Raw genomic sequence first — 25,299 nt, 5'->3', positions numbered from 1 at the left:
GGGGAAAAACATGAATCGTATGCTTGCCTGGAGCGCCGCCGCCTTGATGACGCTGTCGCTTGGCGCTTGCGGCTTTCATCTGCGTGGTCTGGGCGGCCCGCTGAAGGTGATGCCGTTTGCCAGCCTGTCGGTCGATGGTGCCGGGCCGGTTTATCAGCAGGTGCTGGTCGAGCTTAAGCGCGATGGCCGTGTCAGCCTGCCGGCCAAGGGGGTGGCAGCCGATGCCTTGCTGGTGATTGCGCCTGAGTCCACCAGCAAGGATGTGCTGACCGTCAACCGCGCCGGTAAAGTGAGCGAGTATCAGCTGACGCTGCGCCAGAACGCCTTGCTGACCTTCCGCCAGTCGGACGCGCCGGTGCCGGTTTCGGTCACGGTGCGGCGCCAGATGTCGTACTCGGAACAGGTGGTGCTGGGTAAGGAGCAGGAAGAGGCGCAATTGTGGGCCGGCATGCAGCGTGAAGCGGCCAGCCAGCTGGTGCGCCGCCTGGCCTATATCAAACCGCCAGAGGCCGATCTGCCGGCAACGGGAAAGACTGATGCCCCAGGCAAACCCTGAGGCACTCAAAGCCTTGCTCGGGCGCAATCTGGCGCCGCTCTACCTGATTCACGGGGAAGAGGCGCTGCTGGCGCTGGAAGCGGCCGATGCCATTCGCGAAGCGGCGCGCAAGGCCGGCTATCTGGAGCGCGAGGTGCTGACGGTCGAGCCCGGCTTTGACTGGTCCAGCCTCGCCAATGCCATGCATAGCGTGTCGCTGTTCGCGTCGCTTAAATTGCTGGAAGTACGCATTCCGTCGGGCAAGCCCGGTGCCGAGGGCGGCGAGGCGCTGCAAAAACTGGCGGCTCATTTGCCGCCGGACACGGTGACGCTGGTGATTCTGCCCAAGCTGGAGCGGGTGCAGCTGCAGGCCAAGTGGTTTACTGCGCTGCAAAAGGCCGCGCTGGAGATCGATGCCAAGGCGGTGACCCGCGCCGATTTGCCCGGCTGGGTGATCCGGCGCCTGAAGGCGCAGGGGCAGAGCATGGAAGGCGAGGCGCTGGCCTTTTTTGTCGACCGGGTCGAGGGCAATCTGCTGGCCGCGCGCCAGGAGGTCGACAAGCTGGCCTTGCTGTATCCGCAAGGCGAACTGAAGCTGGCCGATGTGCGCGAGGCGGTGGCCAATGTGGCGCGCTTCGATGTATTTCATCTGTCGTCGGCCTGGCTGCAAGGCGATGCGCCCCGTGTGGCGCGCATGCTGGAAGGGCTGGAGGCCGAGGGCGAGGCACCGGTGCTGGTGTTGTGGGCGCTGGCCGAAGATATCCGTATGCTGCTTAAGCTGCGTCAAGGCATCAAGGACGGGCGCAATGCCCGCGAAATGGCGCGCGAGCTCAAGCTATGGGGCGAGCGGCAGAAACTGGCCGAGCCGGCGTTACGCCGCATCGGCCCGCGCAAACTGATGGATGCGCTGACCCAGTGTGCCGAAGTCGACCGCCAGATCAAGGGCGCGGCACAGGGTGAGCCGTGGCAGGGCCTGCTCAGGGTGGCGATGCTGTTGGCGGGGTAGTTGTGGGGACTTGGGACTCGGGGTTCGGGACTCGGGATTCGGGGTTCTGGGTTCTGGGTTCGGGACTCGGGATTCGGGATTCGGGATTCGGGACTCGGGATTCGGGATTCGGGGGTAAAGGCCTTGCTCCCAGTTTCCCGCCCCGGCTCCCAGTTCCCAGTTTCCCGCCCCGGCTCCCAGTTCCCAGTTCCCAGTTCCCAGTTCCCAGTTCCCAGCTCCCAGCTCCCAGCTCCCAGCTCCCGGCTCCCAGCTCCCAGCTCCCGGCTCCCGGCTCCCAGTTCCCAGTTCCCAGTTCCCAGTTCCCAGTTCCCCGCTCCCCGCTCCCCACTCCCCACTCCCCAATACCACAATGGCGCATCCGGTGGCGGTCCATGCTGGCCGCCGTCATAGGCTTGACGTTACAATGGAATCTAGTGCGGGCATCTGTTCCGCTTCGTCGAACCTCAGCGTGGTCTTTACTATTCATGAGCGACACCCCGATTACCGATACCCCCATCCCGGCCAAGCGCTCAGGCGCCGGCAATCTTGCGCTGATTGTCGCGCTGGCGGCATTGGGCCTGTCCGGCTGGCAATACTATGAAACCCGCGTCACGCTGGATCAGGCTCGTTTGTCGCTGGCACAAAGTCTGGCCGATGCCGGCGGCTCCGCCCGTGTACTGCGTGAACAAAATACGGCGACCTTAAGCGGACTCAAGGCAACCGATGCCAAGCTGGCTTTGCTGGAGGCGCGTGTAAACCAGTCTGCCGGGCAATATGCCACGCTGGAGGGCATGTATCAGGAGCTGACGCGTAACCGCAGTGACTGGTTGCTGGCCGAGGTCGAACACACGCTGTCCATCGCCAGCCAGCAGTTGCAGCTGGCAGGTAATGTGTCGGCGGCCGTTTCGGCGCTGGAAATGCTGGATACCCGTCTGGCCCGTTTTGACAGTCCGCAGCTGATCGGTTTGAAAAAGGCGATCAATAAGGACCTGATCGAGCTCAAGGCGCTGCCTTATCTCGATAATGTCGGCATTACCCTCAAGCTGGACCAGTTGATGCTGTCGGTGGACACCCTGCCGCTGGCGGTCGACCATCATCGTCTGGCACCGGTGGCCGGGGCGCGTCACGTCTTGCCGGCGAATGCGTCGTGGTGGGAGCGGGCGCTGTCCGATTTGTCGGGCAGCATCGGCGAGCTGGTCCATATCCGCCGTATGGATAAGCCCGAAGCCTTGCTGCTGTCGCCCGAGCAGGCCTTTTTCCTGCGTGAAAACCTGAAAATGCGCTTGCTGGACGCGCGCATGGCCTTGCAAGGCCGTCTGGGCGGAACCTTCAGTGCCGATATCAGCGCGGCACGCAGCTATGTAGAACGTTATTTTGATCGCGATGCCCCGGCGACCCAGCAATGGCTGGCGACGCTGAATGGCGTCAAGGATGCGCCGCTGGATGTCGCCTTGCCGGATCTGGCCGCCAGCCTCAAGTCAGTGCGCGATGCACAAGGCAGCGTGGAGGTGACGCCGTGAAGTTTGTGCTGTGGATTATCGGCCTGTTTGCGCTGGCGGTATTGCTGGGCCTGGCGGCAACCGTCAATACCGGCTACGCCATTTTGTTTGTGCCGCCTTACCGCATGGAGGTCTCGTTCAATCTGCTGATCGTGGCCATTATCGTGCTGATTCTGCTGGCGCATGGCGCTTTGCGCCTGATCGCGCTGGCGGCACGCTTGCCGGAAGAAGTCCGTCAGTTTCAGCGCCAGAAAAAGCTCAAGGCCTCGCGCCATGCGCTGCGTGAAGCGGCACTGGCTTTTTTTGAAGGGCGTTACCAGAAGGCCGAGCGCGAGGCGAATAAGGCGGTGGAAGACGAGTTTGCCGCTGAAAACCGGGCGCTGGCATTGATGATTGCGGCGCGTGCGGCGGCTCAGACCAACGATATTGCCCATCGCGACGCGTATCTGAGCCAGCTTGAAAGCTTGCCCGAGCGCTTGCAGCTGGCGCGCCACATGCTGGAAGCCGAGCTGCATTATGAAGCCAAGCAGCCGCTGGAAGCGCTGGCGGCGATCGAGCGTGCGCGGGCTATTTCGTCCAGCCTGACCTCGGCGCTGAAGCTCGAACTCAAGATTCGCCTCAAGCTCAAGCAGCCGGAAGCGGTGCTGCAACTGAGCGAGAAGCTGCTGAAGTCGGATGCGCTGGATGCGGCGCAGGCCAGGCGTTACCGCCTGGCGGCCTATGCCCAGCAGCTGGCCGGTTTTGCCGGTAGCGAAGAAATCAGTGCCTGGTGGCGCAAGATTCCCGAAGTCGAGCGCGGCAATGCCGAGCTGGTGGCCCAAGTGGCGCAGCGCATGCTGGCGTTGGGTGACGCGGATGCGGCTGCCAGCTTGCTGGCCGGTGCTTTGTCGGCGGATGAGGATGCTTCCGAGCTGGCGTTGCCATTGGCGGACATGGCCGGGCAGATCAGCGCGGCGCAGCGCATCAGCCTGATGAAAGAAGCCGAAGCCTGGCTGAAATCGCGTCCGCGTGACCATCTGCTCTTGTTTGCTCTGGGTTGCCTCGCGCAGGAGCAGAAGTTGTGGGGCAAGGCGCAGAGCTATCTGGAGGCCAGCCTGTCGGTCACGCCGACCCTGCAAGCGTGTGCCAAACTGGCAAGCCTGCTGTTCGAACTGGAGAAGCCGGAAGCGGCCGAACGTTATCGTCAGCAGGCACTGGAAATTGCGCTGGCGACGGCTTGAAAGCCGATCTTTAGCCATGAAAAAACCCGCTGCGGCGGGTTTTTTCATGGCGATATCGTAGTCATCAACTCAAAGCCCGGCACTACCCGTTTGTCAGCAGAGCATCGCCTTGTCTCGCCCTCGCTCGCGAGATCGTGAACACGCTCTTAGCCGGCAAAACCCAGTGCGGCGAGTTCGGCGGGAGTCAGAAAGCGCCACTGTCCGGGCGCCAGATCGCCCAACGCCAGCGGGCCGATGGCGATGCGGTGCAGCGCCTCGACCCGGTTGCCGGCGGCCGCGATCATGCGCTTGACCTGATGGTAGCGCCCCTGGCTGATGGTCATATGGATGGTGTATTCATCCACCTGCAGGACGGCATCGACCGCCAGTGTTTCGTCTTCATCCCTGAGCAGTACGCCGCTTTGCAATTGCGCGAGCAGCGTGCTGCTCACCGCATGCTTGAGCGTGACACGGTAGCACTTGGGCACCTGCTTTTTGGGGGAGGTTAGCGCGTGGATAAACTGGCCGTCGGTGGTTAATAGCAGCAGGCCGGTGGTATCCGCATCCAGCCGCCCCACCGCACTGACGCCCAGATTGCTGAAAGGCAGGGGCAGGCGCGAGTAGACGCTGGGGTGGTGGATGGGCTTGTGCGAAGTTTCGGTATTCGCCTCTTTATTCAGCATCAGGTAGACCGGGCTGCGCACTATCTGCCACGGTTCGTCATCCACGCTTAAGCTGTGAAGCTCATCCGGCTGTACCTCGGCACGCCAGTTTTCGGCCATCTCGCCGTTGATTTCAACCAGGCCGTATTCGATCAGCTTGCGGCATTCCTTGCGGCTGCCGAAGCCTTGTTGTTGCAAGAAGCGGTAGAGTTCCATGGCGCGATATTAGCACGCCTCAGGGGTGAAGCTGAATGGACGCGCTGGCGCGCTGGACACGGTTGCGGCCGGCTTCTTTGGCGCGATACAAGGCATCATCGGCCGCGCGCAACAGGCTGTCATTGTTCTCGCCATGCAGCGGATAGGCTGAGACGCCGATGGAGACGGTAAAGCGGATGGTGTGCTTGCCATCGGCGCTGATGACTTGCAGCTGTTCGATTTTGCGTCGTAGCAGGCCGGCCTTCATCTCGGTGTCGTCCAGCGTGGAGCCGGGCAGCAGCACGACAAATTCCTCGCCACCATAGCGGCAGATAATGTCGTTGCCGCGGAAGGTGTTGCGCAGGGTTTTACCTATGGCGGCCAGCACCAGGTCGCCGCTTTTATGGCCATAGGTATCGTTGACCTTCTTGAAGTGATCGGCATCGAACATCATCAGCCCCAATGGCCGGCTTTCGCGGTGCATGTTTTTCAGCAGGTTGGGCAGCACGGCTTCAAGGTAGCGGCGATTGAACACGCCGGTGAGCGCATCGCCAAATGCCTGCTCGCGCAGCCCTTTTTGCAGGTGCTCGATTTCTCCTACATGACGCTGCATTTTTATATGGTTTTCTTGCAGTCTCATTTCCAGTTGCTTGCGCTCGCCGATGTCGTTGATGCCGGTCAGTACCAGCAACTCGCCCTGAACGCGAAGCAGATTGCTGGAAACCAGCGCCCAGAAGCGCTGGCCTGAGGCATCGACCAGTTCGATTTCCAGGTCGGATTGCGCGCCGGCATTCATCAAGGTGGCGCTCTTGCGCTCGCGGTCGACTGCATGAGCGTAGAAGTCCTGTACCCGGCGCGTTTCGTCCGGCGCAAGTGTACCGAACAGGCGCTGTCTGGCACGCGGGTTGGCATACAGGATGACGCCGTCGCCGATACGGTTCAATAGCAGGGGGAAGGGCGTCGCGTCGACGATGGCATGGTAGTCGAGGGCTGTTTTTTGGGCGCTATCAAGGGGCGCACTTTTGGCCTTGATGGCGGCCCGCCGGCATTTTTCACCCAGCAAGGCGGCGGGTAACAAAACGCAAACATAGGGCAACAGAGCCAGCGCTGCCGCCTGCAGATTGTGCTGCTGTAAAAAAGCCGCCGCCCCGGCCGTCAGCAGCCAGGCCGGGAGTGCCCGCCAGCCTAAATATAGTGTCGCGACCAGAGCCAGACAGGCCGCTGGCAGCAAGCCGGCCTGCAGCGGAAGCGGCATGGTGCCGTAATAGCCCAGCCACGCACAGGCGGCATAGGCCAGCAGCAATGCGGCTTGCCGGTATTTTGAACTTTTCATACTGGCCACTTGGATATGCCTTGTGTTAGTTCATATGCGTATAGCTTAGGGTAGTTTGTTTTCATGGGCTTGGGTAGTGCTTGCATGCGGCTTTTTTGCCGCCAGGGCTGACTGTTGTATCTCCACATCAGCCGTTAGCGACCATTTGCGGGCAGCGTGGATGGATAGATGCTCTCTCTTGCTGCATCTCGGGAATTGCATGGTGCGGCATGCCATTTTTGCATGCCTTGTATCGATATATTTCATTATTATTAATATCTAATATGCCGTAAATTAACTATATAGAGTGATTTAGCCAATTGGTATCACTTTGGTGCATGGCTAACTTATTGTTCATGCAGGAATAATGCGATATTTCGATAGCGGGAATGATGATGCGTGGAGTCGTTGAGGCGTGGGCCGAAGTAGAGGGACAAGATTTTCTGAGTGAAGAGCATCCACGGATTGATGCGGAGGTCGCTTTTGAGGATCTGGTCGATATCACCCAGATTTATCTGAAGGATATCGGTAGCTGCAAGCTACTCAGCGCGGCAAACGAACAGGCACTGGCATTGCGCATGGCCGGGGGCGACCGTGACGCGCAGGCTTTGTTGGTCAAACACAATCTGCGTCTGGTGGTCAGCATTGCCAAGCACTATCTCAACCGCGGTTTGCCTTTATTGGATTTGATAGAAGAAGGCAATATGGGGCTGATGCATGCGGTGGAAAAATTCGATGTCAGCCGCGGTTTTCGCTTGTCGACCTATGCGACCTGCTGGATACGGCAAAATATCGAACGCGCCATCATGAATCAGTCGCGCACCGTCCGGTTGCCGGTTCATGTGGTCAAGGAATTGAATGCCTGTTTGCGTGCTGCCCGCGAGCTGGAGAGCCGCAACGGTATCGAGCCGAGTATGGAAGACATTGCCTGGCATCTGGGCAAGCCGGTAGCCGATGTGCGCCGCCTGCTGGAACAGAATCCGCGCATGATGTCGCTGGATGCACCGCTGGACAGGGATCCGGGCTTGAGTGTGGGCGAGGCGATTGCCGACACCGAACAGGCCGAGCCGGACGAGGCGCTGAACAATGCAGAATTAATGAGTTATTTGCAAGAATGGCTGGCACAGTTGCCAAGCAAGCAGCGTCTGGTCGTCGAGCACCGCTATGGCTTGAACGGAAACGAGATCAGTACGCTGGAAGAAGTTGCCAGAATGCTGGGGCTGGCGCGCGAGCGGGTGCGCCAGATCCAGATTGAAAGCCTGGCCCGCCTCAAGCAGATTGCCAGCATGCAAGGCATAGAGGCCGATACCATTTTGGCTTAATACCGCAAAGCGGCCCGCTTCGTCTTAGGTGGCGAATGCGGGCCGGTTCAGGTTTTAGCGCTTGGGCTGGCTAAAGAGTGCCGCTTGCGGGCGAGCCTGTTTGCTGCGTCCTTGCCCGGCCGGCTTGGCGCCTTGTGGCTTGGGTGCGTCATGGCCGTGCGGCTTGGCCTGATGCGCATGGGCCGCTTTTTGTTTTTGCTGGGCCGGTGCGCCGCGGCGCGCTTGATTGCCGGCATTTTGTCCCTGACCCTGACTGCCACCCTGGCTACGGCCTTGCGGCTGGCGCGGCTTGAGCAGTGGTTCGGGCTTGACCGACAGGTCGGCCTTGTAGCCGGCCACTTCGAAGCGCTCGATGTCTTTCTTGATCAGGCGCTCGATATCCTTCAGCAGTTTCAGCTCGTCCACACAGACCAAAGACACCGCTTCACCGCTGGAGCCGGCACGGCCGGTACGGCCGATACGGTGTACATAGTCTTCCGGCACATTCGGCAGCTCGAAGTTGACCACAAACGGCAGCTGGTCGATATCGAGGCCGCGCGCGGCGATATCGGTGGCGACCAGTGCTTGCAAGTCGCCCGACTTGAAGTTGGCCAGTGCACTGGTGCGCGCGCCCTGGCTCTTATTGCCATGGATCGCGGCCGAGCGGATGCCGGCCTTGTCCAGTTTTTCCGACAGGCGGTTGGCGCCGTGTTTGGTACGGGTGAAGACCAGAAGCTGATGCCAGTTATTGTCCTGAATCAGCTTGATCAGCAGATCGGTTTTCTTATCGCGGTCCACCAGATGCACGCGCTGGGTCACCAGCTCGCTCGAGGTATTGCGGCGTGCGACTTCCACCAGCTGCGGATTGTCCAGCAGGCCGTCGGCCAGCGTGCGGATCTCGTCGGAGAAGGTGGCCGAGAACAGCAGATTCTGTCGGCGCGGCGGCATGATGGCCAGGATTTTTTTGATGTCGCGGATAAAGCCCATGTCCAGCATGCGGTCGGCTTCGTCCAGCACCAGAATCTCGACCGCCGACAGATCAATGGTCTTCTGCTGTACATGGTCAAGCAGACGGCCCGGGGTGGCGATCACGATATCGATAGGCTTGCGCAGCTGGGCATATTGCGGGTTGATGCTGACCCCGCCGAACATCACCATCGAAGACAGTTTCAGGTGCTGGCCATAGGTCTTGACCGATTCGGCGACCTGCGCCGCCAGTTCACGGGTCGGGGTCAGTACCAGCGCGCGCGGGCGGCCGGCACGGGTATTGGCCGGCGTGGTCGCCAGGCGCTGCAGCAGGGGCAGGGTAAAGCCGGCCGTTTTACCGGTGCCGGTCTGCGCGGCTGCCAGCAGGTCGCCGCCCTTCAAGACTTGTGGAATGGCCTGCAGCTGGATAGGCGTCGGGATGGTATAGCCTGCGTCGGCAACGGCGCGGGCAATAGGTTCGATCAGGCCGAGTTCGGCGAAGGTGGTCATGCGGTTTCCTTGCGGCGGCGAGCCGGTGTCCGGCATCCATCCGCGCCGACTGCGGTAGAGTCAAAATAAAAGCACCGGCGGATGGCGGCCAGTGCGGGGGCAGAGTATAGCCTATACGGCGGGCGGGAGCGTGGCGATATATAGGGAGTGGGAAGTAGGGAGTAGGGAGTAGGGAGTAGGGAGTAGGGAGTAGGGAGTAGGGAGTAGGGAGTAGGGAGTAGGGAGTAGGTTCCCCGCTCCCCGCTCCCCGCTCCCCGCTCCCCGTTCCCCGTTCCCCGTTCCCCGTTTAGCCCTGCCTCACCACCACCGGTTGTTCGGGTAGCGGGAAGCCGGCTGCGGTCAGGGTGTCGCGGATGGCGCGGTTGCTGTCGAAGTAGACTTGCCAGTAGTGGTCGGTGTGGCAGTAGGGCCGTACCGCCAGCACCGGGCCGCGTTCGTTGAATTCCAGAATCTCGACATCGGGTGCTGGCGTGGTCATTACATTGGCGATGGTGGCGATTTTTTCCCGCAGCAGGGTTTGTGCCAGTGCGTAGTCGGCCGAATTGGCCAGCTGGGCACACAAATCGACACGGCGGTAGCCGTTGGCCGAGTAGTTCTGGATATTGTCGGAGAAAATCTTGTTGTTGCCGACCAGGGTCTTCACATTGTCCGGCGTGTTGTAGGTGGTGGCGAACAGACCGATATTTTCCACCGTGCCGGTCACGCCACCGGCACAGATATAGTCACCGACCTTGAACGGGCGCAGCACCACCAGAAAAATGCCGGCCGCGAAGTTGGCCAGCAGCCCGCTCCAAGCCATGCCGATGGCGATGCCGCCGGCGGCAATCACGGCGGCAAAGGTGGTGGTCTGCATGCCGAAGTAGCCGAGAATGCCGATGATCAGAATGATGGTGAGCGACACCGATAAGAAGGAGTGGACATAGCGCTGCAAGGTCGCATCGATATTGCGCCGAATCAGCTGGTCGCTGACCAGACGGCAGGCCAGATTGATCAGCCAGCGCCCGATTATCCATAGCGCAATGGCGGCCAGAATATTCAGCCCTATGCTGACAGCGATATCGGTCCAGTGACTCCAGTTGACTTGTGGCATGACATGCTCCTGCAAGGTGGGTGAAGTTGCAGCATAGAAGCTGGGCTTGCTCATGCAAGCGCATTGCCACGGTCAAGGCCGGCTTGTTAAGCTGCGCCTCCTTTGCTGCTGCACCTCCTTATCGCGGGGTCGCAGGCAATTTTTGGGACCACTATGAAAACACGTACTTTTTACGCGTTGGCAGCCTGTTTGCTGCCATGGACGCTGGCGCAGGCCGCCAGTCAGGTATTGCCGCTGGATACGCGGGCCAGTGCTTATTTCAATGGCTGGCCGGAGGCGGGCGCCAAACAGGGCGGGCATTACCCCGGCGCGGTCAATCTGGCCGCCGGCTGGCTGGGCAAGCTGGACGATAAGCAGTTACAGGCGCTGTTAGCGCGCAAGGGCATTGCCGTGCAGCAGCCCTTGGGTCTTTATGGCGCGGGCAGCCAGGCGGTGGCCGCGCGTCTGGGCAAGCTGGGTTATCGCCATATCAGCTATCTGCCGCATGCCTTGGCCGACACGGCCAAACTGAAAGCCCTGCCTAATTATCAGGCTCTGGTGCCTGCATTCTGGCTGCATGATTTGCAGCAGGGCAAACCGGTTACGGCTGCGCCGGCCAAGGGCTGGAAGCTGTTCGAGGTGGGCTGGGGCGCGCCCAAGGCTTATCTGCTAAGCCATATTCCCGGTGCAGCTTATATCGATACCAATACGCTGGAATCCGAGCCGCTGTGGAACAAGGTGGAGGACAAACAGCTGGAAGCCACTTTGCTGGCGCAGGGCATCACCAGCAGTACGCCGGTCATTCTGTACGGGCGCGATACGCTGATGGCGGCGCGCGCGGCGCATATCCTGATGCTGGCGGGTGTGAAGGATGTGCGCATCCTCGATGGCGGCTATCCGGCCTGGAGTGCGGCAGACTATCCGGTGGCGCGCGGTTTGCCCCCGTCGGTCAAGGCGGCTAGTTCCTGGGGTGGGCCGTTTCCGGCGCACCCCGAGTGGCTGGTGTCCACCGCCGAAGCCAAGGCGCTGCTTAAGTCACCCAACGGACGCCTGGCCAGCATACGCAGCTGGGCCGAATTTACCGGCGAGACCTCGGGTTACAGCTATATCAAGCCCAAGGGTGATATCCCCGGTGCGGCCTGGGGCCATGGCGGGGTGAACGCCAATGATATGAGCGACTTCCGCAATCCGGATCACACCATGCGTTCGGCCGACGAAATCGCCGCCTTCTGGCGCGAAGCCGGCATCCTGCCCGAGCAGCGCGTGGCGTTTTATTGCGGCACCGGCTGGCGTGCTTCCGAAGCCTTTTTCTACGCTTATCTGATGGGCTGGAAACAGCCGACCGTGTATGACGGCGGCTGGATGGAGTGGAGCAGCGACCCGGCTAATCCGGTGGTGCGCGGCGAGCGTCCGATCAAGCCTTAAGCCGTGGCCGTCTGTGCAGCATGCGCAGGCGGCTTTCGTATTTTGCTTGCGTATGGCATGGTAGCGTGTGTCCCATTCGTAATAAGAACACAGGAAACCATCATGCAAGAGCAACACGCCTGGTCCGGCCGCTTCTCCGAGCCGGTCTCCGAACTGGTCAAAAAATATACCGCTTCCGTTCATTTCGATCTGCGTCTGGCCGAATTCGATATCGAAGGCTCGCTGGCGCACGCCACCATGCTGCACAAGGCCGGCGTCTTGTCGGATGCCGATCTGGCGGCCATCCGCAGCGGCATGGCGGACATTCTGAGCGAGATTCGCGCCGGCGAGTTTGACTGGCGCGTGGATCTGGAAGACGTGCATATGAATATCGAGCGGCGTCTGACCGACAAGATAGGCGATGCCGGCAAGCGCCTGCATACCGGGCGTAGCCGTAATGATCAGGTTGCCACCGATATCCGCCTGTGGCTGCGCGCCCAGATCGATGCCATCGTGCCGCTGATTGGCGCGCTGAAAACCAGCTTGCTGGATCTGGCCGAGCAGCATGCCGACACGGTGATGCCGGGCTTTACCCATCTGCAAGTGGCGCAGCCCGTGACCTTTGGCCACCATATGCTGGCCTATGTCGAGATGCTGTCGCGCGACGCTGAGCGCATGAGTGACTGCCGCCGCCGCGTCAACCGCCTGCCTTTGGGCGCGGCGGCGCTGGCCGGCACCACCTTCCCGATTGATCGCCATTACACCGCCGCGCTGCTCGGGTTTGACGATGTATGCCACAACTCGCTGGATGCGGTGTCTGATCGCGACTTTGCCATCGAATTTACCGCCGCCGCGTCCTTGGTGATGGTGCACCTCTCGCGCCTGTCGGAAGAGCTGATTTTGTGGATGAGCCCGCGCGTCGGCTTTATCGACATCGCCGACCGCTTCTGCACCGGCTCCTCCATCATGCCGCAGAAGAAAAACCCGGACGTGCCTGAACTGGTGCGCGGCAAATCGGGGCGCGTGGTCGGCCATCTGATGGCGCTGATCATGCTGATGAAGGCGCAGCCACTGGCCTACAACAAGGACAATCAGGAAGACAAAGAGCCCTTGTTTGATACGGCCGATACCCTGATTGACACCTTGCGCATCTACGCCGACATGATGCGCGGCATTACCGTGAAAAAAGAGGCGATGCGCGCCGCGGTGCTGCAAGGCTTCGCCACCGCGACCGATCTGGCCGACTATCTGGTGAAAAAGGGTTTGCCGTTCCGCGACAGCCATGAAGTGGTGGCCTTGGCCGTGCGTCATGCCGAAGGGCAGGGGGTTGATCTGGCCGAGCTGGATCTGGCGACCTTGCAAGGCTTTAGCGCACTGATTGCCGATGATGTGTATACGGTACTGACACCGGAAGGCAGCCTTGCCCAGCGCGACCATGTCGGCGGCACTGCGCCGGCGCAAGTGCGCGCTGCCATTGCCCGCCAGCGTCAGTTGCCCGCTTAAGTTAAAGCATCCAGGCTGCCGCTCGTCCTTGAGTGGCGGCTTGTACGGGGGCCATCATGTCAGCATGGCAACCCAAACCGGCAGCCTGTACTCATCTTTAGGAAGTGGCATCTATCTTTTTTATCACCCATAGTGGTAAATTGCCGACTGCTGCAAACCCCGACTGCATTATGCCTCTTACCGAATCCCGAATCGCCTCGCACCCGCGTCGCCTTGTGCTGGCGCTTTTGGCCGTGTTATTGCCTGCCATGCTGGGGTGGGGGATTACCTTGTGGACCAGCTATCACGCGCTGCACGCCCGTTTGGTCGGGGCGGTCAATGAGGCCCATCATGGGGTTGAACATGTTTTTGAAAGTTCCGAACAGGCCGCCAGGGCCTCCTTATCCTTGGTCGGTAAGCCCTGCGACGAACAGGCGCTGTTTCGCATGCGCGAGCTGGTTACGACGGTGCTGTATGTGCGCTCTATCAGTCTCGGGCGTGGCGACCATTATTACTGCTCGTCGCTGTTTGGACGTACTATTCGCTCCGCCGATATGGATGCTTATGTTGATGGCCGCACCCGCTTGCGTCCCGGTAATAGTGTGACGCCGGATCAGGCGGTGTTGTCTTACCGTTTGGCCACAGAGAATGGCGATTTTGTGGTCGTCGGTGTTTCGGGCGGGCATTTGCGTCTGGCTTTGCGCCACGGGGTGTTGTCTGAAGGGGTGCAGCTGCAGATTGGCTCGCGCTGGATGGATAGTAACGGCGACGTGCATGATGGCGCGCCGCCACGCAGCATGGTGCTGCAAGTGAGGCGCACGGATACCAAATATCCGTTTACGGTATTGGCTTCCGTGGCGTGGCCCACCTTTTTACGCGCCAGTTGGGAAGAATATCAGCCCATGCTGGTACTGGTATTGCTGCTGGGCTTAGCGGCCGGCTGGGGCGTTTATCAGTGGGGACAAAAACCGCAATTGCCGGCACGCATTATTGGCGACGCGGTAGCACGCCGCGAGTTTATGCCGTTTTTACAGCCCTTGTTTGACGCCCAAAGTGGCAGGGTATGCGGAGCCGAGGCGCTGGTGCGCTGGATGCATCCGCGTTACGGCCTGCTGTCACCGGCCACCTTTATCGAAGAGGCCGAGCGTAGCGGGCAGATGGGCGAGATCACCCGCCAGTTGTTGCTTGATGTGGCGGCGGCATTGGCGCCTTATGCCGAGCGCCTGCCTGACGGGTTTCACCTGGCTTTCAATCTGGATGCCGAGCAGCTGAATGACCCGCAGTTGCTGATTGATTGCCGCCGGTTTATTGACGCCTTTCCGCAGGGCAAGGTTAGGCTGACGCTGGAGCTGACCGAGCGCGAGGCCTTTGATGGGCACCTGCACGCCGATGTCTTTGCCCGGCTGCGCGCCGAGGGCATCGAGCTTGCCATCGACGACTTCGGTACCGGCCAGAGCAGTCTTGCCTATCTGCACGAGCTGTCGGTAGATACGCTGAAGATAGACCGTACCTTTGTCGACGCCATTGGCCGTGACTCGCTGGGCAAAATTGTGCTGGATGCCATCATTTCGCTGGGGCAGGAGCTGAAGCTCAAACTGGTAGCCGGGGGGGTCGAAACCGAAGCGCAGCGTGATTATCTGGCAGCGGCCGGTGTGGATCTGCTGCAAGGCTATCTGCTGGCCCGTCCCATGCCGCTGGCCGACTTTATCCGGACACTGCCCGAGCCGGGTGAATCCGTTTAAGCCACGGCAAGCGCAATACGTCCGCGTAGCGGACGTACACCCCAGCCATGCTCAGCGGCTTAATGTCCTGCCTACTGCCTCGTTCCAGCCCTGATAGAGCTGTTCCCGTCTTTGTCCGTCCATCCCCGGCGTGAAGCGCGCCTGTAGCTGCCATTGGCCGGATAGTTCGTCCAGCGACTCGAAGATGCCGGCCCCCAGGCCGGCTAGATAGGCGGCACCCAGTGCCGTGGTTTCGGTCACTTGCGGACGCTCGACCGTCACGTCCAGCATATCGGCCAGAAACTGCATCATCCAGTCATTGCCGACCATGCCGCCATCCACCCTGAGTGCTGCCGGCGCACATACGCCATCGGCCTGCATCGCCGCCATCAAGTCGCGGGTCTGGTAACACACCGACTCCAGCGCCGCCCGCACGATATGGGCAATGCCCGAGTCGCGGGTCAGGCCGATGATGGCACCGCGCGCCAGCGGATCCCAATAGGGGGCGCCCAGTCCGGTAAAGGCCGGCACCAGATATACGCCGCCGGTGCTGTCCACCTGGCGCGCCAGCGCTTCGGCTTCGCCGGCGTGATCGATCAGCCTGACCGCATCCCTGAGCCACTGTACCGCCGCGCCGGCGATGAAGATGCTGCCTTCCAGTGCATAGGTGGTCTGCCCCTGCAGGCGGTAACACACGGTAGACAGCAGGCGGTGACTGGAGGCGACGACCGTCGCGCCGGTGTTTTGCACCATAAAGCAGCCGGTGCCGTAGGTGGATTTGATCATGCCCGGGGCGAAGCAGGCCTGGCCCACGGTGGCCGCCTGCTGGTCGCCGGCCATGCCGGTAATGGGGATGGGCGCGCCGAACAGGCGCGTGACGCCAAACTGTGTGGCATTGTCGCGCACCTCGGGCAAGAGCGAGGCCGGAATGCCGAACAGCGCCAGCAAGTCGGCATCCCATTGCTGGGTATGGATATTGAACAGCAAGGTGCGTGCGGCATTGGTTGCATCGGTGGCATGCACCCGCCCTTCGGTCAGGCGCCATAGCAAGAAGCTGTCTATGGTGCCAAAAGCCAGTTCGCCGCGCTCTGCGCGTTCGCGCACGCCGGGTACGGTGTCCAGCAGCCAGCGTATTTTGCTGGCGGAGAAATAGGGGTCGAGTACCAGCCCGGTACGCGCTGTGACCAGCGCGCTATTGTCCGGCGTGGCCAGCGTCTCGCATAAGGCGGCGGTGCGCCTGTCTTGCCACACGATCGCGTGATAGACCGGCCGGCCGGTGGCCCTGTCCCACAGTACGGTGGTTTCGCGCTGGTTGGCGATGCCGATGCCGGCAATCGGTGCGGCAGCCGCGCCAGGGGTGGCCAGCGCCTGGCGGCACAGCATCAGCGTATGGTTCCAGATCACCTCGGGGTCGTGCTCGACCCAGCCCGGTGCCGGAAAAATCTGCGGCAGTTCGGTCTGGGCGCGGGCAAGTACCGCACCGTTTTGGTCAAACAGCATGGCGCGGGTGCTGGTCGTGCCTTGATCGATGACAAGCAGACGTGGCGGCATTGTGGTTTCCTTGGCAATTTTAGCCGGCTGAATTTGCGCAAAACGGCTTTTTTATGTTAAAGACTGGAGCTTGTATTTTCGTTTCCGAACCATCATGAGCCGATCACCCCGTCACGACAAAATCCTGCAACTGGTACGCGAAAGCGGTTTTATGCCGATCGAAGAGCTGGCACGCCTGCTGGATGTGACGCCACAAACGATACGCCGCGATATCAACCAGCTGTGCGAAGCCAATCTGCTGCGCCGTTATCACGGTGGTGCCGCGCTGGGCAATAGCGTCGAGAATGAAGACTATTTCGCGCGCAAGGGCAAGCTGCAAAGCGAGAAAGCCCATATTGCCGGTCTGCTGGCCGAAAGCATTCCCGACCATGCTTCGCTCTTTATGAGCATAGGCACGACCATGGAGGCGATTGCCCAGGCGCTGACACTGAGTCACAAGGGCTTGCGCGTGATTACCAATAATATCCACGTCGCGTCCATTATGTCGGCCAACCCCGATTTTACCGTGCTGATCACTTCCGGTGTGGTGCGCGCGTCCGATGGCGGCATTACCGGCGTCGCGACCATGGACTTCATCAACCAGTTCAAGGTCGATTATGCGGTGATCGGTGCTGCCGGCATCGAGACCGACGGTTCGCTTCTGGACTTCGATTACCGTGAAGTACGCGTGGCGCAGGCGATGATGGCCAATGCGCGCCATCTCTTCCTTGCCGTCGACCACAGCAAGTTCGGCCGCAATGCCTTGGTGCGCATGGGCCATATCAGCGACTTCCATACCGTCTTTACCGATGCGGCGCCGCCTGCGGCGCTGGGCAAGCTGATGCAGGAACACAACGTCGAGCTGCAACTGGCCGAGGCTTGAGGCGGGGAGTAGGGAGTAGGGAGTAGGGAGTTGACTCCCCACTCTCCACTCCCTATTTTTGTTCCCGCGTGCTTTCTGTACCCTTCCCCACCCGCGCCGCCACCTGCTGTTATAATCCCGCCTCTTTATCCTGAGTGACGGGCGTCTCGCCCCCTGTGCCTGATATGAACGTTTTTTACGAAGAAAGCGGCAGCTTCAAGACGGGCAGCGTGGTGTCCAAGACTGACGCCAGCCTGCAGGTCGACACCCAGCATGGCAAGCGTGTCAAACTCAAGCAGGCCAATGTCTTGCTTGAATTTACCAGCCCGCTGGCCAGCTTCCTGGACGAGGCGCATGGCCTGGCCGCCGAGCTGGAGCTGGACTTCCTGTGGGAAGTGGCCGGCAGTGAAGAATTCGATTTCGACGCCCTCGCCGTCGAATACTGGGGCGCCAAGCCGACCCCGCTGCAGCTGGCCGCCACGGTGATGACGCTCGCCAGCGCGCCGATGTATTTCTACAAGAAGGGCAAGGGCCGCTTCAAGGCCGCGCCGGAAGAGGCGCTTAAGGCTGCGCTGGCCGGTATCGAAAAGAAAAAGCGCGAACAGGCGCAGATCGATGCCTGGGTGGAAGAACTCAAGGCCAGAGAGCTGCCCGATGCCATCCGCTCGCAGCTGATGAGCCTGCTGTGGCGCCCGGACAAGAATACGCTGGAGTACAAGGCTTTCGATGCCGCCAGCAAGGCGACGGGTCTGGCACCCGTCAAGCTGGCGCGTGAAGTGGGCGGCATTCCGTCGGTGCCGGCCTATCTGATGGCCGGTTTCGAGATGGAGTGCTTTCCCAAGGGCACCGGCTTTGGCAAATACATGCCGGCCACGACGCCCACCGATTTGCCGGCGGCTGGCGTGGCAGCCTTCTCGATTGATGACGCCGCCACCACGGAAATCGATGATGCGTTGTCGGTGAGCGAGCTCTCCAACGGCAACAAGCGGATCGGTATCCATATTGCCGCACCGACGTTGGGGGTGGAGCCGGGTTCCGATATCGAGAAGCTGGTGTTCGCGCGCCTGTCCACCGTCTACTTCCCCGGCGACAAGATCACCATGCTGCCGGACGATGTGGTCAGCGCCTTTACCCTGGACGAGGGCAAGCCTTGCCCGGCGCTCAGCCTGTATGTGGAGGTGACGCCCGAATTCGAGATCGTCGGCTACGAAAACCGTATCGAGAGTGTCGAGATCGCCGCCAACCTGCGCCACCATACGCTGGAGCCTTTGTTCAACGAAGACACCATCGCTAACGACCCCGGCGTCGATTACCCGTTCAAGCGCGAGCTTTTGTGGCTGCATGATTTTGCCGTGGCCCGCGAAAAATTCCGCGGCAAGTATGATCCGACCCGCCCGCAAGGCGTCGATTACAACTTTGCCGTGAGTGAAGGCAAAGTCAGCATCACCTTGCGCAAGCGCGGCTCGCCTATCGACAAGCTGGTGTCGGAAATGATGATTCTGGCCAACTGCGAATGGGGGCGCCAGCTGGGCGAAGCCGGCGTGCCGGGCATGTACCGCGCGCAAAGCATGGGCAAGGTGCGCATGACCACCCGTCCCGAGCCGCATGTCGGTCTGGGCGTACCGCAATACGCATGGTCGACATCGCCGCTGCGCCGCGCCGCCGACTGGGTCAACCAGCGCCAGATTGTCTCCCTGATCCGTGGCGAGAAGCCGGAGTTTGCCCAGGGCGACGCCATGATGTTCGCGCTGCTGCGCGACTTTGATGCGACTTATTCTTCCTATCTGGGCTTCCAGGACAAGATGGAGCACTACTGGTGCTTGCGCTGGTTCGGCCAGGAAGGCGTGAGCGAAATCACTGCCACCCATATCAAGGAAGATCTGGTGCGCATCGACGGCCTGCCTATGCGCACGCGCATTCCGGGCCTGCCCGAGCTGAATCGGGGCGACCAGATCCGCCTGCAGGTGATACGCATCGACGAGCTGCTGCTGGAAATCGAATTCCGCTTTGTCGGCAAGGTCGGGCATATCGAGGCCGAGCCCAGCGAAGAGGAGGAAGGCTGAGCTTTAACGCTGTGATAGAAAACCCCCGGCGCTGCGTTGCAGCGTCGGGGGTTTTCTTATGGATGCCGGCCGGCATTTTGATGCAGAGCACCCGCGAACCGGCAGCAGGGTTGAAAGACGAAGAATCGCGTCTTTGTTAAGCGATTTCGGCTTCGTCCATTTCTTTTGCTTGCTGCTGTTTGACGAGTTCTTCTTCACGCAATTCACGACGCAGGATTTTGCCGACGTTGGAGCGCGGCAAATCCTGACGGAATTCGATCTGGTGCGGCACTTTATAGGCGGTCAGCCTTTCCCGGCAGTAGCTGAGCAAGGCCGCCTCGTTCAGGCTCTCATTGGTGCTGACGACGAACAGCTTAACGGCTTCGCCGGTCCGTGCATCCGGCACGCCGATGCAGGCGACTTCCAGCACATCTTCGTGCAGCGTAACCACATCTTCGATTTCGCTAGGAAACACATTAAAACCGGACACGATAATCATGTCCTTCTTGCGATCCACCAGCTTGTATAGCCCGCTCTCGGTTTGATAGGCGATGTCGCCGGTCGCCAAAAAGCCGTCTTCCTGTATCACGCGAGCGGTATCTGCCGGTCGTTTCCAGTAGCATTTCATGACCTGTGGCCCGCGCACGCACAGCTCACCCGCTTGCCCGAAGGGCACGATATTGCCTTCTTCATCGCGCAGTTCGATCTCGGTGCCCGGTATCGGCTGGCCTATGGTGCCGGTGTATTGCTTGCTCTGGATCGGGTTGGTACAAACCAGCGGCGAGGTTTCGGTCAGGCCGTAGCCTTCTATCAGTGGCAGGCCCGTGACTTTCAGCCATTTTTCTGCCACGGCCTGCTGGATGGCGGTGCCGCCGCCCACACTCAGGCGCCAGCTGGAAAAGTTCAGCTTGGCAAAGTCGGGGTGATTGGCCAGCGCATTAAACAAGGTATTGACGCCCGTGATGCAGTTGACCGGATAACGCCCCAGATCCTTGATCACGGCCGGAATGTCGCGCGGATTGGTGATTAAAACCGAGGTGCCGGCCAGACGCGTAATCAGCAGGCAGTTCATGGTCAGTGCCAGGATGTGATACAGCGGCAGGGGCGAGGCCATGATGATGGGCGAAATATCAGTCAGCGCCGGCTCGACCACCATCGCGCTTTGCTCAAGGTTGGCCAGCACATTGCCATGGGTCAGTACCGCGCCCTTGGATAGCCCTGTTGTGCCGCCAGTGTATTGCAGCAGCGCGATATCTTCGCGGCGCAAGACCGGATCCTGCCAGGCTTTATTCTGGGCCTCTTTCAGTGCCGCCTTGAGCTGGATGGAGCCGGGCAGCCACCATGGCGGTACCATTTTTTTGAAGTGGCGCAACACGGCATTGACCAGCGCGCCGCGCATCAGGCCCAGCAGATCGCCAACCGAGGTCACCATCACGTGCTGTACCGGAACATTGCCCAGCACTTCTTGCAACACGCCAACAAAATTTTCCAGAATCAGAATGGCCGTCGCGCCCGAGTCCTGTAACTGGTGCTCCAGTTCGCGCGGGGTATAGAGCGGGTTGATGTTGACGACAATCATCCCGGCGCGTAGCGCACCATAAAGTGCAACCGGGTACTGCAGCAGATTGGGCATCATCAGTGCAATGCGGTCACCCTTTTTCATTCTCAGCGCGCCGGTCAGATAGGCGGCAAAGGCGGCCGATAGCCGGTCTAGCTCTTTGTAACTCAGCTTGGCGCCCATATTGCAAAACGCATCCCGCTCCGGATGGCGTTTGACGCTGTCGGCCAGCATCGCCCCCAGTGATGTATGCATCAAAGGGCGCAAGGCTGGCGTTTGCGGTGATGCAGTGTCCATGGTCATATTGTTCTCCCCCTGTTTTTATTTTTTAGCCGCTATCGTCTTCCCGAATTGAATAATGCACGCATAAATATTACCCATAAAGCGTTTTTCCCCGACTTTGCTTTGGAGGACTCTTCGTCTTTCGATATGTGGCGATAAAAACAACAGGGGGTGTTTTCTGGCTTGCTGTGTCGGCGCATTCTGCGACGGATGCTTGATTTGCTGAGGCTTGAAGGGAGGGATTTTCTGACTGAAAGTGGAACCATCTCAATGGTTTATTGAGTTTTTTACGGCGGCGTACGGCAAAAGCGCACTGAAGCCGTGCGCTTTTGCCGTGGCGGGGGATGGCCGCAATTTATTGCGATGCAGTGTGCTCAGGCATTTGCTGTTGCCTGTGCCGGCATTTCCTCCCTGAGATCCCTGCGCAATATCTTGCCGATATTGGTCTTGGGCAACTCGTCGCGGAAGACGATCTGGCGCGGCACTTTATAAGCGGTCAGGTGGGTGCGGCAGTGCTTGATCAATGCTTCTTCAGTCAGTCCCGGGTGGCGTTTGACCACGAAAATTTTGACCGCTTCGCCGGTGCGCTCGTCCGGTACGCCAATACAGGCGGCCTCCAGTACCTCGGGGTGGCGTGCCACCACATCCTCGATCTCGTTCGGATAGACGTTGAAGCCGGACACCAGAATCATGTCTTTCTTGCGGTCCACCAGCTTGTAAAAGCCCTGCTCGGTCAATTGGGCAATATCGCCGGTGGCAAGGAAGCCGTCGGCATGGAATACCTTGGCCGTTTCATCCGGACGCTGCCAGTAACCCTGCATCACCTGCGGGCCGCGCACGCATAACTCGCCCGGCTCTCCTCTGGCGACATCGCGGCCCTCTTCATCGCGCAGTGCAATCTCGGTGCCCGGAATCGGCAGGCCGATACTGCCGGTGTAGCGCCCCAGCAGCACCGGGTTGGCGCTGACCAGCGGCGAGGTTTCGGTCAGGCCATAGCCTTCGATCAGGGTCAGGCCGGTCACCGCTTTCCAGCGTTCGGCCACCGCCTGCTGAATGGCGGCGCCGCCGCCTACGGTGATCTTCCAGCGCGAGAAATCCAGTTTGGCAAAATCGGGGTGGTTGGCCAGCGCATTAAACAGGGTATTGACCCCGGTCATGCAGGTGATCGGGTGGCGGGCCAGATCCTTGATAACGGCGGGCAGATCGCGCGGATTGCTCATCAAGACACTGGTGCCGCCTGCGCGGGTGACCAGCAGGCAATTGATGGCCAGCGCCAGAATATGATAAAGCGGCAGCGGTGTGGCCATCACCACTTTGCCGTCTTCGCCCAGCGCCGGATGCACGACCAGATAGGTCTGCTCCATATTGGCCAGCAGATTGCCGTGGGTGAGGATGGCGCCCTTGGACAGGCCGGTGGTGCCGCCGGTGTACTGCAAGAAGGCAATGTCGGTCTGCCGCACTTTGGCATCCTGCCACGGCAGTTTCAGTCCCTGTGCCAGCACGGCATTGAAGCGGATCTCGTCCGGCAGCGACCAGGCGGGCACCATTTTCTTGATATGGCGCAGCACCATATTGACCAGTGCGCCCTTGACCGGCCCCAGCAAGTCGCCGACGGCGGTGACAATCACCTTTTCTACCGGGGTGTTGGCGATGACTTGCTGCAGCACGGCGGCGAAGTTTTCCACAATCACCATGGCGCGCGCGCCCGAGTCCTTAAGCTGGTGTTCCAGCTCGCGCGGGGTATACAGCGGGTTGACATTGACGACGACGAGGCCGGCGCGCAGTACGCCATAAAGCGCGACCGGATATTGCAGCAAATTGGGCATCATCAGCGCGACACGCTCGCCCGGCTTCAGCCCCAGCTCCTGGGTCAGATAGGCGGCAAAGGCGGCGGACAGACGGTCCAGTTCGCGGTAGCTGAGCGTGGCGCCCATATTGCAAAAAGCGGTTCGTGCCGGATATTGCTTGACGCTGGCGGCGAGCATATCGCCCAGCGAGGCAAAGCGGTCCAGCTCGAGTGCGGTGTTTGGGTGGCTATGGCGGCTATCCATCTGCTCTCTCCTTATTATTTACCGTGCGTTTTAATCAGATTGCATCTTTGCTGCAGGCAAGGCAAACAAATTCAAACGTTTGTTGGCATTTGTGGAGATGCCGCAACGGCATCTCCATTCGAGCTGGGCGGATATGCCGGTATGCCATTGATTCAGTTGGCCAGCAGCGCCTGCCGTCGCCTGAGTAATGGCGGAATCAGGATGATGGCGGCGGTGACGCAGAGTATGGCGAGCGAAACGGGCTGGGTGAAAAACACCGAGGCATCGCCCTCGTTGATAGCCATGGCACGGCGGAACTGTTTCTCTGCCATCGGGCCGACAATCAGGCCGACAATCAGCGGTACGACCGGGAAGTCGAAGCGGCGCATCGCGAAGCCAACCAGGCCGATCAGATACAGCAGCAACAGGTCGAACCAGCTTTGGCGCAGAGCATAAGCGCCCATGGTCGCCAGCACCACAATGCCGCCATAGAGCAGCGGGCGCGGGATTTTCAGCAGTTGCACCCATAGCCCGACCAGCGGCAGGTTGAGTACCAGCAACATCACATTGCCGATATACAGCGAGGCGATCAGGCCCCAGACCAGTTCGGGGTAGCTATCAAACAGCAAGGGGCCGGGGACGATGTTGTACTGCTGGAAAGCCGACAACATGATGGCGGCGGTGGCCGAAGTCGGAATGCCCAGCGTCAGCAGGGGCACCAGCGTGCCGGTGACGGCGGCGTTATTGGCCGCTTCCGGACCGGCGACGCCTTCAATGGCGCCGTGGCCAAACTCCTGCCCACGCTGGCCTTTGGCCAGCTTTTTTTCCACCGAATAGGAGAGGAAGGTCGGCATTTCCGTACCGCCGGCAGGGATGGTGCCGAAGGGAAAACCGATGGCCGTACCGCGCAGCCAGGGCTTCCATGAGCGCTGCCAGTCGGATTTGCTCATCCACACCGAGCCTTTGACCGTTTCCAGCCGGGTCTGGCTATTGTTTTCATAGGTGGCGGTGTAGAGCGTTTCACCGATGGCAAACAGCCCCATCGCCACCACCACGATATCGATGCCGTCGATCAGCGGCAATTGGCCAAAGGTAAAGCGCGCCTGTCCGGATTGCTCTTCGATGCCGATCAGGCCGAGCGCCAGACCGAAAAACAGCGCAGTCATGCCCTTGCTGGGCGAGTTGCCCAATACGGCAGACACGGCGGCAAAGGTGAGCACCATCAGCGAAAAATTCTCCACCGGCCCCAGCTTGAGCGCCATGGAGGCCGCCAAAGGTGCCAGCAGGGTCAGCAGTACCGTGGCGATGCTGCCGGCGATAAAGGAGCCGATGGCGGCGGTGGACAAGGCCGGCCCGGCGCGGCCACGGCGTGCCATCTTGTTGCCCTCCAGCGCCGAGACGATGCTGCCGGCTTCGCCCGGCGTATTCAGCAAAATAGAGGTCGTCGAGCCGCCAAACATGGCACCGTAATAGACGCCGGCCAGCATGATCAGCGCGCCGGTCGGCTCGATGCTGTGGGTGACCGGCAGTAGCAGGGCGACGGTCACCGCCGGGCCGACACCGGGCAGGACGCCGATGGCCGTGCCCAGTGTGCAGCCGACCAGCGCCCACATCAGGTTGCTTGGGGTCAGCGCGGTGGCGAAGCCCAGTGAAAACAGGGCGTGCAGGGATTCCATTACAGTACTCCCGGAATCAGTGCCGGCAGGTTAAGACCCAGCCAGGCAAATAGGTGGAACAGACCGAAGACGAGCAAAAAAGACAGCAGGGCATCACGCCACGGCCGCGTCGAAGCCAGCGCACGGCATACGCCAAAACAGAGCATGGTGCCGGCCAGGGTAAAGCCGATCAGCCCTATCAGTGCCATATGGGCTAGCAGCGAGCCGGACAGCAGTACAAACTGGCTCCAGTCGGCATCGGCGCGCGGCCCTTCATTTTCCTCTTCGGTGCTCGGGGCGGCGGGGGGCTTGCTGGACTGCAATAGCAGGATGCCACCGCACATCACCAGACCCGTGACAATCAGCGTTGGAAAAAAGCGCGGCCCGATGCCGGCATAACCGGCATCGGCCGGAATGGCGGTGATCTGCCAGGCCATAATCAGCCCCAGCACGATCACCGCGACGGCGAGCCATTGCTCGCCATTGACGCGGCGTATCAT

At 60.6% G+C, this 25,299-nt stretch carries 19 protein-coding genes; 10 read left to right on the top strand and 9 right to left on the bottom strand.

All coding sequences use genetic code 11. The annotated features are described in order from the left end of the window. The first annotated feature begins 10 nt into the window (after positions 1–10). The 4 genes from M3P88_RS12440 to M3P88_RS12425 all read left to right on the top strand — a co-directional run bounded on the left by M3P88_RS12440 (position 11) and on the right by M3P88_RS12425 (position 4,239). Positions 11–556, top strand: a complete 546-nt coding sequence (locus M3P88_RS12440; RefSeq protein ID WP_249616333.1) for an LPS-assembly lipoprotein LptE — start codon at positions 11–13, stop codon at positions 554–556. Then, positions 537–1,541, top strand: a complete 1,005-nt coding sequence (gene holA / locus M3P88_RS12435) for a DNA polymerase III subunit delta (RefSeq protein ID WP_249616332.1) — start codon at positions 537–539, stop codon at positions 1,539–1,541. The genes M3P88_RS12440 and holA overlap by 20 nt, the downstream gene beginning before the upstream one ends. Before the next feature lie 464 nt (positions 1,542–2,005). Continuing rightward, positions 2,006–3,040 carry a uroporphyrinogen-III C-methyltransferase gene (locus M3P88_RS12430; RefSeq protein ID WP_249616331.1) on the top strand — a complete coding sequence of 345 codons (1,035 nt, stop codon included), beginning with the start codon at positions 2,006–2,008 and terminating at the stop codon, positions 3,038–3,040. Continuing rightward, positions 3,037–4,239 carry a heme biosynthesis HemY N-terminal domain-containing protein gene (locus M3P88_RS12425; RefSeq protein WP_249616330.1) on the top strand — a complete coding sequence of 401 codons (1,203 nt, stop codon included), beginning with the start codon at positions 3,037–3,039 and terminating at the stop codon, positions 4,237–4,239. The genes M3P88_RS12430 and M3P88_RS12425 overlap by 4 nt, the downstream gene beginning before the upstream one ends. Positions 4,240–4,385: 146 nt before the next feature. Here M3P88_RS12425 and M3P88_RS12420 read toward each other — a convergent pair whose 3' ends face one another. Together M3P88_RS12420 and M3P88_RS12415 are read right to left on the bottom strand one after the other, a co-directional pair. Further along, entirely contained in the window at positions 4,386–5,096 is a 711-nt protein-coding gene (locus tag M3P88_RS12420) for a pseudouridine synthase (RefSeq protein ID WP_249616329.1), read from the bottom strand. A gap of 19 nt (positions 5,097–5,115) precedes the next feature. Beyond that, entirely contained in the window at positions 5,116–6,408 is a 1,293-nt protein-coding gene (locus M3P88_RS12415; protein WP_249616328.1) for a GGDEF domain-containing protein, read from the bottom strand. 374 nt (positions 6,409–6,782) lie between these two features. Here M3P88_RS12415 and rpoS point away from each other — a divergent pair, with 374 nt between their 5' ends. Then, on the top strand, positions 6,783–7,709 hold the full coding sequence (rpoS, locus tag M3P88_RS12410) for an RNA polymerase sigma factor RpoS (protein ID WP_249616327.1): 927 nt from the start codon (positions 6,783–6,785) through the stop codon (positions 7,707–7,709). Positions 7,710–7,763: 54 nt separating this feature from the next. Here rpoS and M3P88_RS12405 read toward each other — a convergent pair whose 3' ends face one another. Together M3P88_RS12405 and M3P88_RS12400 are read right to left on the bottom strand one after the other, a co-directional pair. Further along, entirely contained in the window at positions 7,764–9,164 is a 1,401-nt protein-coding gene (locus M3P88_RS12405) for a DEAD/DEAH box helicase (protein ID WP_249616326.1), read from the bottom strand. Positions 9,165–9,450: 286 nt separating this feature from the next. Beyond that, positions 9,451–10,254, bottom strand: coding sequence for a mechanosensitive ion channel family protein (locus M3P88_RS12400; protein ID WP_249616325.1), 804 nt, complete (start codon positions 10,252–10,254; stop codon positions 9,451–9,453). 153 nt (positions 10,255–10,407) lie between these two features. On the opposite strand from M3P88_RS12400, the gene M3P88_RS12395 reads away from it, so the two are divergent. From M3P88_RS12395 to M3P88_RS12385, 3 genes are all read left to right on the top strand, one after another. Beyond that, positions 10,408–11,658: a rhodanese-like domain-containing protein gene (locus M3P88_RS12395; RefSeq protein WP_249616324.1), complete on the top strand. Its 1,251-nt coding sequence runs from the start codon at positions 10,408–10,410 to the stop codon at positions 11,656–11,658. 102 nt (positions 11,659–11,760) lie between these two features. Next, positions 11,761–13,140 (top strand): argininosuccinate lyase, encoded by a 1,380-nt coding sequence (gene argH / locus M3P88_RS12390; protein WP_249616323.1) that lies wholly within the window; start codon positions 11,761–11,763, stop codon positions 13,138–13,140. Positions 13,141–13,310: 170 nt separating this feature from the next. Further along, positions 13,311–14,861 carry an EAL domain-containing protein gene (locus M3P88_RS12385; RefSeq protein WP_249616322.1) on the top strand — a complete coding sequence of 517 codons (1,551 nt, stop codon included), beginning with the start codon at positions 13,311–13,313 and terminating at the stop codon, positions 14,859–14,861. 51 nt (positions 14,862–14,912) lie between these two features. Here the strand turns inward: M3P88_RS12385 and glpK are convergent, their stop codons facing one another. Next, on the bottom strand, positions 14,913–16,391 hold the full coding sequence (glpK, locus tag M3P88_RS12380) for a glycerol kinase GlpK (RefSeq protein WP_249616321.1): 1,479 nt from the start codon (positions 16,389–16,391) through the stop codon (positions 14,913–14,915). 94 nt (positions 16,392–16,485) lie between these two features. Here glpK and M3P88_RS12375 point away from each other — a divergent pair, with 94 nt between their 5' ends. Beyond that, positions 16,486–17,253 carry a DeoR/GlpR family DNA-binding transcription regulator gene (locus M3P88_RS12375; RefSeq protein ID WP_124734867.1) on the top strand — a complete coding sequence of 256 codons (768 nt, stop codon included), beginning with the start codon at positions 16,486–16,488 and terminating at the stop codon, positions 17,251–17,253. Between the two features lie 164 nt (positions 17,254–17,417). Then, positions 17,418–19,295, top strand: a complete 1,878-nt coding sequence (locus tag M3P88_RS12370; RefSeq protein WP_249616320.1) for a ribonuclease catalytic domain-containing protein — start codon at positions 17,418–17,420, stop codon at positions 19,293–19,295. Between the two features lie 136 nt (positions 19,296–19,431). On the opposite strand, the gene M3P88_RS12365 is transcribed toward M3P88_RS12370, so the two are convergent. The 4 genes from M3P88_RS12365 to M3P88_RS12350 all read right to left on the bottom strand — a co-directional run bounded on the left by M3P88_RS12365 (position 19,432) and on the right by M3P88_RS12350 (position 25,299). Beyond that, positions 19,432–21,135 (bottom strand): AMP-binding protein, encoded by a 1,704-nt coding sequence (locus M3P88_RS12365; RefSeq protein WP_249616319.1) that lies wholly within the window; start codon positions 21,133–21,135, stop codon positions 19,432–19,434. A gap of 353 nt (positions 21,136–21,488) precedes the next feature. Next, entirely contained in the window at positions 21,489–23,165 is a 1,677-nt protein-coding gene (locus M3P88_RS12360) for an AMP-binding protein (RefSeq protein WP_249616318.1), read from the bottom strand. Positions 23,166–23,317: 152 nt separating this feature from the next. Then, complete coding sequence (locus M3P88_RS12355) at positions 23,318–24,820, bottom strand: tripartite tricarboxylate transporter permease (protein WP_249616317.1); 1,503 nt, start codon at positions 24,818–24,820, stop codon at positions 23,318–23,320. Beyond that, positions 24,820–25,299 (bottom strand): tripartite tricarboxylate transporter TctB family protein, encoded by a 480-nt coding sequence (locus M3P88_RS12350; RefSeq protein WP_249616316.1) that lies wholly within the window; start codon positions 25,297–25,299, stop codon positions 24,820–24,822. Before M3P88_RS12350 ends, M3P88_RS12355 begins: the two co-directional genes overlap by 1 nt.

Origin of the sequence: Craterilacuibacter sp. RT1T, from assembly GCF_023502145.1 — a bacterium.
Taxonomy (GTDB): Bacteria; Pseudomonadota; Gammaproteobacteria; order Burkholderiales; family Chromobacteriaceae; genus Craterilacuibacter.
The sequence above is the reverse complement of the archived record's forward strand: the minus strand, read 5'-3'. Positions and strand labels throughout refer to the sequence as shown.

Bases quoted from the DNA above. Each gene is read 5' to 3' on its own strand.
- M3P88_RS12360 (WP_249616318.1), bottom strand. From the start codon at position 23,165: ATGGATAGCCGCCATAGCCACCCAAACACCGCACTCGAGCTGGACCGC.
- argH (WP_249616323.1), top strand. From the start codon at position 11,761: ATGCAAGAGCAACACGCCTGGTCCGGCCGCTTCTCCGAGCCGGTCTCC.
- M3P88_RS12415 (WP_249616328.1), bottom strand. From the start codon at position 6,408: ATGAAAAGTTCAAAATACCGGCAAGCCGCATTGCTGCTGGCCTATGCC.
- glpK (WP_249616321.1), bottom strand. From the start codon at position 16,391: ATGCCGCCACGTCTGCTTGTCATCGATCAAGGCACGACCAGCACCCGC.
- M3P88_RS12420 (WP_249616329.1), bottom strand. From the start codon at position 5,096: ATGGAACTCTACCGCTTCTTGCAACAACAAGGCTTCGGCAGCCGCAAG.
- M3P88_RS12350 (WP_249616316.1), bottom strand. From the start codon at position 25,299: ATGATACGCCGCGTCAATGGCGAGCAATGGCTCGCCGTCGCGGTGATC.
- M3P88_RS12355 (WP_249616317.1), bottom strand. From the start codon at position 24,820: ATGGAATCCCTGCACGCCCTGTTTTCACTGGGCTTCGCCACCGCGCTG.
- M3P88_RS12365 (WP_249616319.1), bottom strand. From the start codon at position 21,135: ATGACCATGGACACTGCATCACCGCAAACGCCAGCCTTGCGCCCTTTG.
- M3P88_RS12405 (WP_249616326.1), bottom strand. From the start codon at position 9,164: ATGACCACCTTCGCCGAACTCGGCCTGATCGAACCTATTGCCCGCGCC.
- M3P88_RS12375 (WP_124734867.1), top strand. From the start codon at position 16,486: ATGAGCCGATCACCCCGTCACGACAAAATCCTGCAACTGGTACGCGAA.
- M3P88_RS12385 (WP_249616322.1), top strand. From the start codon at position 13,311: ATGCCTCTTACCGAATCCCGAATCGCCTCGCACCCGCGTCGCCTTGTG.
- holA (WP_249616332.1), top strand. From the start codon at position 537: ATGCCCCAGGCAAACCCTGAGGCACTCAAAGCCTTGCTCGGGCGCAAT.
- M3P88_RS12440 (WP_249616333.1), top strand. From the start codon at position 11: ATGAATCGTATGCTTGCCTGGAGCGCCGCCGCCTTGATGACGCTGTCG.
- rpoS (WP_249616327.1), top strand. From the start codon at position 6,783: ATGCGTGGAGTCGTTGAGGCGTGGGCCGAAGTAGAGGGACAAGATTTT.
- M3P88_RS12395 (WP_249616324.1), top strand. From the start codon at position 10,408: ATGAAAACACGTACTTTTTACGCGTTGGCAGCCTGTTTGCTGCCATGG.
- M3P88_RS12400 (WP_249616325.1), bottom strand. From the start codon at position 10,254: ATGCCACAAGTCAACTGGAGTCACTGGACCGATATCGCTGTCAGCATA.
- M3P88_RS12370 (WP_249616320.1), top strand. From the start codon at position 17,418: ATGAACGTTTTTTACGAAGAAAGCGGCAGCTTCAAGACGGGCAGCGTG.
- M3P88_RS12430 (WP_249616331.1), top strand. From the start codon at position 2,006: ATGAGCGACACCCCGATTACCGATACCCCCATCCCGGCCAAGCGCTCA.